Raw genomic sequence first — 14,168 nt, 5'->3', positions numbered from 1 at the left:
GCCGCCGAAAGCGGGCCGACAATAACATGACCGAGTTCGACAATTTTCAGGTGGTCGAGGGACCAGACATCCGCTCTGCTCGCTATCAATCTAACAGATGTTAGATTGATAGCGAGATAGACGGCAAATCTCAAGTCATCAGATTTCGGGTGCGATCGGGTCGTTCTGACTCACGGCATTAAGCAGAGGCCTTCTTGGTTTGCGAACCGCTTCCATCCTTCTCCGCCCTCGGCAGACGAATACGGAAGAGGAGCGCATAGAGTACCGGGACGGCGACAAGCGTCAGAACCGAAGCGAATGCGAGACCGCCCATGATCGTCACCGCCATCGACGCGAAGAAGGCATCCGGCAGGAGGGGGATCATCCCGAAGATCGTCGTGCCGGCTGCGAGCACCACAGGGCGCAGACGGCTGACCGACCCGTCAATGACTGCCTTGTAATCCGGAACACCCTCCGCGCGTTGCAGGTCGATCTCTTCAACGAGAACAATTGCGTTCTTCATCAGCATGCCCGAAAGCGACAGGAAGCCAAGCAGGGCCGTGAAGGTAAAGGGCAACCCTGTGAACAGCAATCCCAGGACCATGCCCGTCACAGACATCGGTACGACAAGCCACAGGATCAGAGGCTGGCGGACCTTGTTGAACATGAGGATCGAGATTGTCAGCATCACGAGGAAGCCCAGCGGAAGCTGTTTGCCCAGACTCTCCTGTGCCATCTGGGCACTTTCATATTCGCCGCCCCACTCCATCGTATATCCGTCGGGAAGCGGGAGGGCCTCGATCTCGGCCCGGACACTTCGGAAGGCTTCATCCGCGGTCAGGTCGTCGCGCGCACCGCCAAGGGCGCTGATGGTCCGTTCGCGGTCGCGCCGGTGGACAAGCGCCTCGACAAGGCGTGTTTCGAACTCCCCGACAAGGTTGGCCATTGGGACATAGGACCCCGCTCCATCGGACCACACAGACAGGTCCCGAAGGCGGTCAACGCCATCGCGTTCGCTTTCGGGGAGGCGGAGATGGATGGGGATCACCTCGTCGTCCTCGCGCAACTCACCGACGCGCAAACCGGACGATCCGTAGCGGATGGTGTCCGCGATCGCGCTGCGCGTCGCCCCCGCCAGGCGCATGCGCGACTCGTTGACAATGGGTTCGACAACGATCTCTCGCTGACGCCAATCGGTCCGCGGATTGGTGATCGTTCCGGCATCTTCGTAAATCCGCATCGCGTCATCCGCGAGCCGACGCAGAATGACCGGATCGGGACCGGAGAAACGAACCGCCACATCGGCCCCGGCAGGCGGTCCGAACACGATCTCTTCGACGCGGATCAGAGCGTGGGGGAATTCGGCAGGAAGATCCCGGTTCAGCCGTTGCGCGATAGGCGGGATCGCCTCGGCGTCGGCAACCCGGACGATAAGTTGCCCGTAGCTGGGATCCGCCTGCTCGGGATTATAGGTCAGCATGAAACGGCTCGCGCCTCGCCCGACAAGCGTTGTAACGCCTGTCACGCCATCCTCTGCCAGAAGCATCTGTTCGAGCCGCTTCATTTCGGCGTCGGTGACGGTGATGTCCGTCCCCTGCGGCATCTGGACCTGGACATAGAAGATCGGGGTGTTCGATGCCGGGAAAAAGGCCTGCTTGACCTGACCGAAGGCCATCACGGACCAGACGGTGATGGCCACGATCAGCAGGACGACAATCACACGGGTCCGCAGCGCCAGCCACAGAAACCTGCGGTAGGCCCCGTAGAACGCGCCCTTGTAGGGATCGTCCGAGACCTGCCTGGGCGCCCGAAGCAGCAGCTTGCCGAGATAGGGCGTGACGGTGACGGCGAGCGCCCAGCTCATCAGCAGGGAGATCGCGATGACCGCGAAGAGCGAGAACAGGAACTCGCCGGTCGCGTCGGGCGACAGACCGATGCCGGAAAACGCCATGATCCCGATCACGGTCGCGCCGAGCAGCGGGATCGAGGTGGCGGTTTCGGTTTCGGCTGCGGCGTCTTCCGCGGACTTGCCGCGCGCCACGCCGATCACCATCCCTTCGGTGATGACGATGGCATTGTCGACCAGCATCCCCATGGCGATGATCAGGGCGCCCAGGCTGATCCGTTCCATCGCGATGCCGAAGACCGACATGAAGAACAGCGTCGAAAAGACGGTCAGCCCGAGCGTCGCGCCCACCACAAGGCCCGCGCGCCAGCCCATCGTCAGCATTAGAGCGGCGATGACGATGCCGACCGACTGTCCGAGACTGACGAGGAAGCTCGAAACCGCCTCGTCCACCACGACGTGCTGTTCGTAGATCGGAATAACCTCGACCCCCTCCGGCAGCCCGGCCTTGAGCCGCTCCAGCCGGGCCGAGACCGCCTTGCCGACCTCGACTACGTTCCGGTCCGTCAGTGCCGACACGCCCAGGGTGAAAGCCGGGGCTCCGTTCTGGCGAATGACCTGACTGGGCTGTTCGGCCTCCTCGCGTGTCACATGGGCGATATCGTAGACCGCCACCTGCCCGACCTGTCCCGGCACGCCGAGCCGAAGCTCCTCGATCCCTTCGGGGCTGACATAGCCCGCCGGAACCGACAGGCTGATCCGGGCCGGGCCCTCGGTAATCTCTCCGTTCATGAACACCTGGTTTTCGTCGGCGAGAATACCCAGGATCTGGTTCGGCGGAAGGCCCAGTTCCGTGAGCCGTGCAGAGGGAATCGAGATGTTGATCACTTCTTCGGCAAGACCCTGGACCTCGACCTTGGCGACGCCATCGACGGTGACCAACCCGAGCCGCAGTGTGGTGGCCAGATCGCGCTGTTCCGACGGGTTCAGTCCTTCGGTCGTCACCGCATAGAACATGCCATAGACGTCGCCGAAATCGTCGTTGATGATGGGTGCGCGCGCGCCGGCGGGAAGATCCCCCTCGACGTCGCTGATGCGGCGACGCATCTCGTCCCAGACCTGCGGGATCTCGTCCGGACCATAGGTCATCTCGATCTCGACGGTGATCTGGGCCATGCCCGGCATCGACTTCGATTCCACCCGGTCGAGTTGCTTCATCTGCTGAAGCGCGTTCTCGACGACGTCGGCGACCTCTTCTTCGACCTCTACGGCCGTGGCGCCGGGATAGGGCACAAAGACCAGCGCCGTCTTGAGGGTGAAGCTGGGGTCTTCAAGGCGCCCCACCGTGTTCAGCCCCCAATAGCCGCCGACAAGGCAGAAGATGATGGCCAGCCAAACCGCCACAGGACGCTTGATGCTCGCGCGTGAGATGCTCATTGCCATAAGTCTATCCGGGTCCTGCCAATATATTCCGGGGTCAGAGACCCGAAACCGTCACTGTCTGATTGTCCCTGAGCCGCCACCAGCCGCCGGAAACGACCAGTTCGTCGCCCTCCAGGCCCTCCAGAACGACAATCTCGTTATCGAACGGAAGCCCCAGCCGGACCGTCCTGCGCGCGACCTGGCCGGACGATTCCTGGTAAACCCAGATGGACGGGTCGGTTCGGCTCGTCGTGTCCACTGCCGAAACCGGCACGATGACGGATTGCTGACGATCTTCCTCGGACGCGTTCGATATACGCACATCCGCCGTCATGCCGGGCAGGATGCGGGGATCTATATCACCAGTGATTGCAAATTCCACGTCGTAGGTCTGCGCCGTCGGGTCTGCATCGGTCGCAAACGACCGCAATGCGAGTGGCGCGGTGTATCCCGGCACTGCGGGAAAACTTGCAACGATGTCGAAAGCGTCGGGCGCAGACCGGGCGAGAGACGCAAGCTCTTCCGGCAGCGAGATCATGATCCGCATCTCGCTGACATCTTGCAAGCGCGCGACGGGCGCGGCCGAAGTGACGTTGACGTATTCCTCGACAAAGGTCCGCGCCACCATCGCGTCGAAGGGCGAAACGATTTTTGTCTGGGACAACCGCCGCCGGGCCTCCCTAAGCGCCACGTCCGCCTGTGCGAACTGGGCGCGCGCTGCTTCGAGACGCGCATCGGCTGCGACCCCCCGCTCGGCGAGACTTGACGCGCGCTTGAGTTCGGAGTTCGCAAGGTCGAACGATGCCTGGGCCCGATCGACGGCGAGGTTGAAATCGGCCTGATCGAGCTGCGCAATCACGTCGCCCTGGCGAATTCTGTCGCCCGGTTCGACGTCGAGAGAAATGATCTGACCCGGCACCTGAAACGCAATGTCCACCGTGCGGGCGGGTTCGACGCGACCGGCAACCGCGCGGGAGCGATTGATGACGCGGCTGAGTGCACGGGTCACTTCGACCGTGACCGGTCGATCATATTGCGGTGCTTCGGTCGCGGCGGCATCGGATTCGCCGCCATACATTTCCGTTTGGGCAAATACATCGGTCACGGCCACCGGAAGGAACGGCACAGCCAAGGCCGCCGTAGCCACCAGCACAATGACTGAAGCGATCCGTTTCCAATTTCGGTTCTTACTATTCGAGTTCATCGATTATTGTCCTTAGTCGTTCGATGACGCGGTCTCTGATATTCCCGCCGCCTTCCGGCAGCTTCAGAAGCCTTTGGAACCGCAACCCCTGGATTGCCAGAATGGCGATCATGGCAGCCGAATTGTCCTGCGTGTCGGTCAGGATACGCTCAATGTCGCCGGACATTTCAGCCCGCAGCGGGTCGAGCAGCCGCGGATCCGATGCGGCGGCCGCGAGTATCGCCATGGACAGGTCGTCGTCCACCTCCTGCGATTGCAGAACTGTCTCAAGATGACCACGCAAGGTGCGCGACGGATGTCGCTCCGGCACTTTCCCGAGGTGCTCCCGATGCGCGTCCAGCATCTGATCCAACAGGCCGGAAAGCAAAGCCTTCTTGGTCGGAAAGTTGTAGAGCACGCCGCCCTTGCTGAGCCCCGCCTCCTTCGCGACCGCTTCGATCGTTATCTTTCCCGCCCCTTCACGCGCGGCGATCGTCCGCGCCGCACCAAGAATTCTCGGAGCCGCGTTTCTTGGTTCCGCCGAGTGCTTCTGCATCGTCATCTCTGTACCGTCCGGTCGGTTAAGTTCCGGCGACGGGTAGACTGCATAGGCACCTGCGTCAAGCGTTCGGTCAGATCTGCTCTGAGCAGGGATACCGCGGCCTCCATGTTAGCATCTGCAAGCGGGTAGTTGGCTCCTTCACTCCAAGCTAATAACCGCTGAATATATCTCTAGAAACGCGTCAACCGCCCTCTTGGAATGCTCCACCGCATCGATCGGCTGGTCGACGGCTAACATTCGCGGCATGATGACGCCGGAAACAGACAGATGGATAAACTGACTTGCGGCGCTTTGAGCATCGTGCACTTTCAATGACCCCGCCTCATGGAGGCCTTGAAGGACTTGCCCGACAATTCTGGTGGCCCGTCTGGGACCTGCTTCCATATATATTTCGCCCGCCTCGGGCAGTACCGCAACCGCGCCAATGCAAGCACGCAAAAGGCGAATGTAGTCATTATCCATGACCAGCCCGATCATGCGCCGCGAGAGTTCTTCCAGAACAACTCGCGGTTCGTCGCCGCTTGAAAGCGGCCGGGAAATCTCGGCCGAAAGCCTGTCACATTCAGCCTGCACAACGCTCAGAAAGAGCATGTTTTTGCTGGGGAAGTGGGCGTAAAGCGTCGCCTTAGACACCTTGGATTCCTCGGCAATCACATCGACGTTGGCTCCTTCGAAGCCACACCTCAGAAAGACCACCTTGGCTCCGCTCAGCACATCGGCAATTTTACTTTGCCTCATGCCAATCACCTGATGCCAAAACGTGATATCGAACGCGTTGTGTCACATGTCTTGCCTTCCTCAAAGCTTGCGCACTCGCGCATTTGTCGAGTTGGCACATTCAAACAGCCCTCAATTTATCGTCTGCAAAGACACCCTCATCCTTCCATCGTTCCGCGATATGTCCCAGTGTGTCCAGAACGCCTCGCAGGTCGTTGCCACGCGGCGTCAAGCCATAGGTGACCGCGGGCGGAATTGTCTCCGCCTGTTCGCGCCAGATGACTCCGGCGCTCTGAAGCATCCGCAGGCGTTCGGTCAGCATGCGGGTCGATATTCCGGGCACGGCACGTTTCAGCGCACCGAATCTTTGCGGCCCCTGATCGCTCAGGACCCAGATGATATAGGTCGTCCACGGCCCCATGAGCAGACGCAGGATCGAATCCATCGGGCACTGTGGTGGGGTCTTGGGCATCGGTATCCACGCTTCTGAAGATTGGTTACTTTTCCGTACCTACTTTAATATGCACCATTAATCAAATATTCCGTAGTGGTCAAATGGCACCCGGAGGTGTCCTGCAAACCCAGAGGGACGGACAGACATGACCCGCATGCCAACTCTTTTCATTCCTCATGGGGGCGGCCCGTGCTTTTTCATGGAATGGGATCCACCTGATACCTGGGACAAGCACCGCGAGTTTCTGGAGACCTTGCCCGCCAACCTGCCGGCGAAGCCGAAAGCGCTGCTGGTGATCTCGGGTCACTGGGAGGAGCGTGAGTTTACCGTCCAGTCCAACCCCGCACCGGCCTTGCTGTTCGACTACAACGGCTTTCCGCCACATACCTATCAGCTAACCTGGCCGGCACCGGGTGATCCCGCCTTGGCCGCCCGTGTGGGTAAGCTTTTGGAGGGCGCGGGCTTTGAGACCGGGGCCGATTCCGCACGCGGCTTCGATCACGGCGTCTTCGTGCCGCTGAAGATGGCTTTCCCAGAGGCCGATATTCCCATCGTCCAGCTCAGTCTGCGAGCCGATCTCGACCCGAGTTCGCATCTGGCGGCCGACCGGGCACTGGCGCCCCTGCGCGACGAAGGCGTTCTTATCATCGGATCGGGCAATACCTACCACAACATGGCGGTGATGATGCGGGCGATGCATGGCGGGGCGACGGGCGCCATCGCCGGAACGGATTTCGACCGCTGGCTGAGCGATGCGGTCACACTCGACGATACTGCCAGCCGCGACGCGATGCTGGCGAACTGGGCGCAGGCCCCAGGCGCGCGCGACGCGCATCCGCGCGAGGAACACTTCATCCCGCTGCATGTCGTGGCCGGGGCTGCAGGCGCGGACCGCGGGATCAAGACATTAGAGGATCATGTGACGGGCGCGGTCGAAAGCGCCTTTCGCTTCGGCTGAAAAGAAACCCTGGAGAGGAGCACACAACATGTCCAAGGCAATCAACGGCCCCTTCATCGTGACCGGCGCATCCGGTCAACTCGGCAGTCAGGTCATCGAAAATCTGCTGGCGCGCGGGGCCGCACCCATCGTCGCAATCACCCGCACACCGAACAAGCTCGCCGCGTTGCTGGAACGGGGGGTCGACGTCAGAGCCGGTGATTTCAATGACCCGGCCGCGCTCGGCACGGCCTTTGAGGGCGGCGGTCGGCTGCTGATCATCTCGACCGACGATCTCGAGCCGGGCAAACGGCTCGCCGCGCACAGGAACGCCGTCTCTGCCGCAAAGAAGGCCGGTGTATCGCATATCGTCTATACCTCTCTCACAAACCCGGACGAGAACAGCCCGATCGGATTTGCGGCAGATCACCGCGAGACGGAGGTATTGATCAAGCAGACGGGCATCTCTCATACAATTCTGCGGAACTGCCTCGATGCCGATCTCTTGCTGATGAATGGACAACAGGCTGTCGGGGCGGGCGCGCTTTATGCCGCGGCGGGGGCCGGCAAGGCGGGCTATGTGACACGCGCCGATTGCGCACGGGCCGCCGCCGCCGCCCTTCTGTACGAGACCGGGTCGACAGTCCGCGATGTCACAGGGCCCGAAACCGTTGGTCAATCCGACATCGCCGCGATCCTGTCCGAGGTCACCGGCAAGGAAATCCCTTATGTCCCGATCACCCGTGACGCCCTGGTGTCCGCAATGGTCGGGAATGGCCTGCCGGAATTCATGGCGGATGTGTTTTCGTCTTTCGACATGGCCATCGCCGAAGGGTGTCTGGACGTGGCCACCAGCGACGTGGAGGAACTGACCGGCCACGAACCGCAATCGGTCCGCGACTTTCTACTAGCCAACACAGCTGCTGTGACTGGCCAAGGATAACCAGAGGTCCTGTCGCGGGGTTGGTGGAAAATTGGAGGGCGGCGTAATCTCCAGGTGTTGAATCAACCATGAACGGCGGCTGGCACCGCCGAAGGAGATTACGCCATGGCAGAGAGTACCAAGACTGATCGCGCTGCGCCACTCATCGGGGGCGACTGGACGGATCCGCTTGAGGACGGCGTCCGCAGCCGGGTGCGGGATTTCATCGAGACGATCCTCGAGGAGGAACTGGAGGCTGCGCTCGGGCGCGGTCGCTATGAACGCAAGAGCGAGGGGGCGACGGGCTATCGCAACGGACACCGAGACCGGGAGATCGTCGGCACTTTCGGCCCGGAGACGATCCGCGTGCCTCGCGCGCGGATCGCAGGTGCGGACGGCAAGACCACCGAATGGCGCTCGCAGGCGCTGCCGCGTTACCGGCGGCTGACCCGGAAGGCCGAGGCGCTGATCGCGGGCGCCTATCTCGCCGGGACCAACACCCGTCGCGTGAAGCGTGCGCTCTCGACCCTCTTCGCCGGCGCTGTGGGCAAGGATGTCGTCAGCCGGGCCTGGCGCAAGGTGAAGACCGACTGGGAGGCATGGGCCGCCCGCAATCTCAGCGGCGAGGACATCGTCCGGCTGATCCTCGACGGCACGGTGGTCAAGGCGCATATCGACAAAAGGGCCACGGCGATCCCGATCCTCGTGGCGGTCGGCGTGCGCCGCGACGGCCAGAAGGTATTGATCGGGCTGAAGAACATGGGCGGCGAGACGACCGCTGCCTGGCGAGCGTTCCTCGAAAACCTGAGCGCGCGCGGTCTGCGTGAGCCCGGCTTCGTCATCGTCGACGGCGCACCCGGGCTGGAGGCGGCGCTGGCCGGGCTCTGGCCCGACGCGCCCGTCCAGCGCTGCACGGTTCACAAGCACCGCAACCTTCTCGCGCATGCGCCGAAGCGGCTGCATGACGAGCTGACCGAGGATTACCGCGACATGATCTATGCCGAAACGGCCGTGGAGATCGAGCGTCGGCGCAAGGCCTTCCTCCGCAATTGGCGGCTGAAGTGCCGAGCGGTCGCCGACAGCCTCGAAGAAGCCGGCGAGCGGCTCTTTACATTCACCCGCCTGCCGCCCGGCCAATGGAAATCGGCCAGGACGACCAACGCCATCGAACGCCTGCACGCCGAGTTCAAGCGGCGCATCAAGACCCAGACCGTGCTGCCCCAGGCCGCAACGGCGCCCATGCTGTTCTGGGCTCTACTCGCCTCGGGGCAGATCGTCATGCGCAAGGTCGATGGCTGGGAAACCCTCGACCAGCCGCTCGCCAACCAGCCCATTGACCTCGCCGCATGAAACCGTAACCGTGACCACGCTGGAGATCGCCACTCAGGAATTTCCACCACCTTCGAGACAGAACCATCCAGATTTGCGGAGACACTGTGATGCTGAAGATACCGCCACGCATTGGGCCAGGGCCCGTCACCACGCCCTGCGCCCCGCATACGCAGATCAGTCAAAACCCCGAGCCCGAATTCCATCGCGCATTCAAGGACAGGGCCTTTGAGTTTCCCTTTGTCACCCGCCAGCCATCGCGGATATCGGTTCCGGGTGCCGAGGCGTTGTGCCTCAAACATGGACACGGCTGCGGCTGCCGCGAGGCTTTCATGATCGGTAATGAGTTCGCCCACATCCACCCGCCGAAAGACGGAAGCCTGCACATGATGCTGCCGGAGGGTACGGTGGCGCAGATCGACGAACTGGACTGGGCAGAGCCACACCCGATGGCCGCGGCGGGCATAATCCCTTCAACCGCGGTCATGGTCTACGCGCCAAGGGACAATGCGGAAATCGAAATCGTTCTCAGGCTCTTGCGCCTGTCTTATGAGTTTGCGTGCGGGAAACTCGGGCGGGTCGAAAACGTCGTTTTCTAGCGGGACGAACCGAACAGCACCCGTTGCGGGCTCCTGATCCGGTTTCAGCCTGACAATCTGCTGAAGAGGTCGGCCCCCGACCGGGTTTGGGTGTCGGCCATACGTCCCGGACGCGAAACCCGGTCGGGGGCCGAGCTCTTCGGAAACCTATTAAAAAACATGGAACATTCGAAGATTGGAATGAAACTTCTGGTTTCGTCAGGCAACACGCGATAAGTCGTCAATCCATCAGACAGTGTTCGCGATGTGAGCACGGGCAAGTCCCGATGCGACGCCGAAGGGCAAGATGAGTCCGACCACTCAAGCAGGGCTGATCGACGCATTTACAAGATCAGGTGCAGAAAGTTTAATGGTGAAGTGATCGTTCGAAAATTTCACGAATTCCGGCCCATAGCAGCAATCGAGCACAGCATGAAAAACACCAGGTACCTTCTCTTCACAGCGATTGTCGTTGCCGCGGCCGTACTGGGTTTCCTGGTCTGGCAAGACAACGGCAACGGCGCGGTCCCCGAGGGCTTTGCGCGCGGTAACGGACGCGTCGAAGCTGTCGAGATCGATGTGGCCTCAAAGCTTCCTGGACGGATTGAAACGATCTTGGTGCGGGAGGGCGAGCTCGTCAAGGCGGGGCAACCGTTGGCCGCGCTTGACACGCGTCAGCTGAAAGCCAACCGCCATCAGGCAGAGGCGGAACTGCGCCGTGCCGAGATCGCGGTTGAAAACGCCGGGCTGATGATCCAGCAGCGTAAGGCCGAAGTGCGCGCGGCCGAGGCGGTTCTGGCACAGCAGAAATCGGCCCTAGATGCTGCGCAGCGCCAGTTCGCCCGCTCGAAGGCGCTGGCGGGAAACAGTATCGCGTCCGAGCGGCAACTCGATATCGACCGGTCGAACGCGCTTGGTGCCGAGGCCGCGGTCGCCTCGGCCGAGGCGCGGCTTGCGGCGGCGCGGATCGGCGTGTCCGCAGCCGAAGCGGCAGTGGTCGGGGCCGAAGCGGCGGTGGCGGCGGCAACTGCGGCGATAGAGGCGATCGATGTCGAGATCGAGGACAGCACGTTGAAAGCGCCCCGGCCAGGACGGGTGCAGTACATCGTTGCACGGGCGGGTGAAGTCATAGGTGCCGGCGGGCGCGTGATCAACCTGATTGATCTCAACGACGTGTATATGACGTTCTTCCTGCAAACCGCCGCGGCGGGGCGTGCCGGACTGGGGACCGAGGCCCGCCTGATCCTGGATGCCGCACCCGACATCGTCATTCCCGCCGAGGTCTCCTTCGTGTCGGACGTGGCACAATTCACCCCGAAAACGGTCGAGACCGAGGTCGAGCGCGAGAAGCTGATGTTCCGGGTCCGCGCACGCATCGCGCCGGAGCTGTTGGAAAAATACCTCGATTACATCAAGACCGGCCTGCCCGGCGTCGCCTGGGTCCGGCTGGATCCCGCGCTGCCCTGGCCGGAAGCCGCCGAGGGCAGGGTGCTGGAATGACGGCCTCCGGACCGGTGGTGCGGGCGGAGGGGCTTTCGCTTCTCTATGGCAAGGTCCGGGCCCTGGACGATGTGTCGATCGACCTGCCGGCGGGCTGCATCGTCGGCCTGATCGGACCCGACGGGGTGGGCAAATCCAGCCTTCTGGCGTTGATCGCCGGGGCGCGGAAGATGCAGGCGGGGCAGCTTGACGTGCTGGGTGGCGACATGCGCCGTGCGAGGCATCGCGCCCGGATCTGCCCGCGGATCGCCTATATGCCGCAGGGGCTGGGGCGCAACCTCTATCCCACGCTCTCGGTGCGGGAGAATGTGGACTTTTTCGGCCGGCTTTTCGGCGAGAGCCAGGGCGAGCGCGACCGGCGGATCGCCGATCTGCTGGAGGCGACCGGCCTCGCGCCCTTTGCCGACCGTCCGGCGGCCAAGCTGTCGGGCGGCATGAAACAGAAGCTGGGCCTGTGCTGCGCGCTGATCCACGACCCCGATCTGCTGATCCTGGACGAGCCGACAACGGGCGTCGATCCGCTGTCGCGGCGTGAATTCTGGGCTCTGATCGCGCGTATTCGCGCGACGCGTCCGGGCATGAGCCTGATCGTCGCCAGTGCCTATCTGGAAGAGGCCGCCGAGTTCGATCACCTGGTCGCGATGGATGACGGCAGGGTGCTTGCCACCGGCAGTCCTGCCGAGATCCTGGACCGCACCGGGGCCGCCGACCTCGATGAGGCTTTCATATCACTCCTGCCCGCGAAAATGCGCGCCCGGCACCACGATCTGACCGTCCCGCCGCTTGACCCGGCAGGTCGCGACGGCTACGTCGTCGAGGCCGAAAACCTGACCGTCCGGTTCGGTGACTTCGAAGCGGTCAAGGACGTTAGCTTTCGCATCGGTAAGGGCGAGATTTTCGGCTTTCTCGGGTCAAACGGTTGCGGCAAGACGACGACGATGAAGGCGTTGACCGGGCTTGTGGAACCAGCCGAAGGAACCACGCGGATCGACGGCCGAACGGTTGATGCACGCGACATGGCCACGCGCAAGCGCATCGGCTACATGACGCAATCCTTCTCGCTCTATTCCGAGCTTACGGTCCGTCAGAACCTCGATCTTCACGCGCGGCTTTTCGACATGGCATCCGCCGAGATCGCGCCCCGTATCGCCGAACTTGCGGACCGGTTCGATCTTGAGGAGATTCTGGACAGCTTGCCGCTGCGACTGCCGCTAGGACTCCGTCAGCGGCTGTCGCTGGCCGTGGCGCTGATCCACCGCCCGGAGGTGCTGATCCTCGACGAGCCGACCTCGGGCGTCGATCCGGTGGCGCGCGACATCTTCTGGCAAGCGCTTGTGGACCTGTCCCGACAAGACGGTGTGACGATCTTCATCTCCACCCACTACATGTCCGAGGCCACGCGCTGCGACAGGATTTCGCTGATGCACGAGGGCCGCGTGCTTGTCAGCGACACGCCCGAAGCCATCCGCGAAGGCGCCGGCGCGGCGACGCTGGACGATGCCTTCATCCATCACCTTGAACGGGCGCAAGGCGCGAGCGGCAAGCCTGCGGCCACCAATCAGGTGGATCTCGGTGCCGAGGTGTCATCCGCGCCACGGCGGCGGCGCGAACGGTTCAGCCTTGCCCGGCTGCTGAGTTTTTCCTGGCGTGAGTCGCTGGAGCTACGCCGCGATCCAATCCGCCTGACGCTTGCAAGCATCGGCAGCGTGATCCTCATGATCGTGCTGGGATACGGCATTTCGATGGATGTCGAGGATCTCAGGTTCGCGGTGCTCGACTTTGACCAGACCATCGCCAGCCAGTCCTATGTCAACAACCTGGCCGGGTCGCGCTACTTCGACGAACAGCCACCTCTCGTCGACTATGCCGACATCGACCAGCGGATGCGCGCGGGCGAAATCAGCCTGGCGCTGGAAATCCCGCCGGGTTTCGCGGCAGATGTCGAACGCGGACGCCCCGTTGAGATCGGGGCCTGGTTCGATGGCGCCATGCCGATGCGTGCGGACACGGTGCGCGGCTATGTCCAGGGAATGCACGTTCACTGGCTGACCGATCAACTGCGCCAAATCTATGGCGATGATGCGGTCGCCGGCAGCTACAGCCTGGAAATGCGCTATCGCTACAACCCCGATGTCGAAAGCCTGGCGGCCATGGTGCCCGCTGTGATCCCGCTCCTGCTGATGCTGATCCCGGCGATGCTCGCTGTCCTGTCCGTCGCGCGCGAGAAAGAGACAGGCTCCATCGTGAACCTCTATGTCACCCCGGCCCTGCGGCTGGAATTCCTGCTGGGCAAGCAAGTGCCCTACGTTGTGCTGGGCTTTATCAACTTCCTGCTGCTGCTGGCGCTGGCGGTGTTTGTCTTCGGAGTGCCGGTCAAAGGCAGCCTTCTGGCGCTTTCGGCGGGGGCGCTGGTTTATGTTATCCTGGCCACGGGGCTGGGCCTGCTGATCTCGGCCTTCACCCGCAGCCAGGTCGCGGCGCTGTTCTTTACCGCGCTGGCCACCCTGATCCCGGCCACTCAGTATGGCGGCATCATCGACCCGGTCTCGTCACTGGAAGGCATGGGTCGCGTGATCGGCGAGGTTTTCCCGACGAGCCATTTCGTCACCATCTCGCGCGGGGTCTTTGCCAAGGCGCTGGACTTCGGCGATCTCGCCGCATCCTTCGCGCCGATGCTTCTGCTGGTGCCGGTGCTTGTGGCGCTCGGGGCGTTCTTCGTACGCAAACAGGAGGCCTGAG

The 14,168-nt window shown here is 62.6% G+C and carries 11 protein-coding genes; 6 read left to right on the top strand and 5 right to left on the bottom strand.

Features of this window, described 5'->3' with window-relative positions; translation table 11 throughout:
- Window positions 1-178: 178 nt before the first annotated feature.
- From G568_RS0108030 to G568_RS0108010, 5 genes are all read right to left on the bottom strand, one after another.
- Window positions 179-3,268: an efflux RND transporter permease subunit gene (locus G568_RS0108030; protein WP_026757541.1), complete on the bottom strand. Its 3,090-nt coding sequence runs from the start codon at window positions 3,266-3,268 to the stop codon at window positions 179-181.
- A gap of 34 nt (window positions 3,269-3,302) precedes the next feature.
- Window positions 3,303-4,358 carry an efflux RND transporter periplasmic adaptor subunit gene (locus tag G568_RS0108025; RefSeq protein WP_245582905.1) on the bottom strand — a complete coding sequence of 352 codons (1,056 nt, stop codon included), beginning with the start codon at window positions 4,356-4,358 and terminating at the stop codon, window positions 3,303-3,305.
- Window positions 4,359-4,437: 79 nt separating this feature from the next.
- A complete protein-coding gene (locus G568_RS0108020) occupies window positions 4,438-4,992 on the bottom strand; it encodes a TetR/AcrR family transcriptional regulator (RefSeq protein WP_245582904.1) in 555 nt (184 codons plus the stop codon).
- Window positions 4,993-5,130: 138 nt separating this feature from the next.
- Window positions 5,131-5,730 (bottom strand): TetR/AcrR family transcriptional regulator, encoded by a 600-nt coding sequence (locus G568_RS0108015; protein WP_037373859.1) that lies wholly within the window; start codon window positions 5,728-5,730, stop codon window positions 5,131-5,133.
- 100 nt (window positions 5,731-5,830) lie between these two features.
- Window positions 5,831-6,154 carry a winged helix-turn-helix transcriptional regulator gene (locus tag G568_RS0108010; RefSeq protein ID WP_026757537.1) on the bottom strand — a complete coding sequence of 108 codons (324 nt, stop codon included), beginning with the start codon at window positions 6,152-6,154 and terminating at the stop codon, window positions 5,831-5,833.
- A gap of 154 nt (window positions 6,155-6,308) precedes the next feature.
- Here G568_RS0108010 and G568_RS0108005 point away from each other — a divergent pair, with 154 nt between their 5' ends.
- The 6 genes from G568_RS0108005 (at window position 6,309) to rbbA (ending at window position 14,167) form a co-directional block, all read left to right on the top strand.
- Window positions 6,309-7,121: a DODA-type extradiol aromatic ring-opening family dioxygenase gene (locus G568_RS0108005; protein WP_026757536.1), complete on the top strand. Its 813-nt coding sequence runs from the start codon at window positions 6,309-6,311 to the stop codon at window positions 7,119-7,121.
- Window positions 7,122-7,149: 28 nt separating this feature from the next.
- Entirely contained in the window at window positions 7,150-8,043 is an 894-nt protein-coding gene (locus G568_RS0108000) for an SDR family oxidoreductase (protein ID WP_026757535.1), read from the top strand.
- Window positions 8,044-8,148: 105 nt separating this feature from the next.
- Window positions 8,149-9,372 carry an IS256 family transposase gene (locus G568_RS0107995; protein WP_084627360.1) on the top strand — a complete coding sequence of 408 codons (1,224 nt, stop codon included), beginning with the start codon at window positions 8,149-8,151 and terminating at the stop codon, window positions 9,370-9,372.
- Between the two features lie 89 nt (window positions 9,373-9,461).
- Window positions 9,462-9,950 (top strand): luciferase domain-containing protein, encoded by a 489-nt coding sequence (locus G568_RS0107990; RefSeq protein WP_026757533.1) that lies wholly within the window; start codon window positions 9,462-9,464, stop codon window positions 9,948-9,950.
- Window positions 9,951-10,196: 246 nt separating this feature from the next.
- Window positions 10,197-11,429 (top strand): HlyD family secretion protein, encoded by a 1,233-nt coding sequence (locus G568_RS0107985; protein ID WP_245582902.1) that lies wholly within the window; start codon window positions 10,197-10,199, stop codon window positions 11,427-11,429.
- The gene (rbbA, locus tag G568_RS0107980; RefSeq protein WP_026757531.1) at window positions 11,426-14,167 is read left to right on the top strand and encodes a ribosome-associated ATPase/putative transporter RbbA; all 2,742 of its coding nucleotides are present in this window, start codon (window positions 11,426-11,428) and stop codon (window positions 14,165-14,167) included. Before G568_RS0107985 ends, rbbA begins: the two co-directional genes overlap by 4 nt.
- Window position 14,168 lies beyond the last annotated feature (1 nt).

Origin of the sequence: Sediminimonas qiaohouensis DSM 21189, from assembly GCF_000423645.1 — a bacterium.
GTDB classification, from domain to species: Bacteria; Pseudomonadota; Alphaproteobacteria; order Rhodobacterales; family Rhodobacteraceae; genus Sediminimonas; species Sediminimonas qiaohouensis.
Note: the sequence above shows the minus strand (reverse complement) of the source record. Positions and strands in the feature narration are given on the sequence as shown.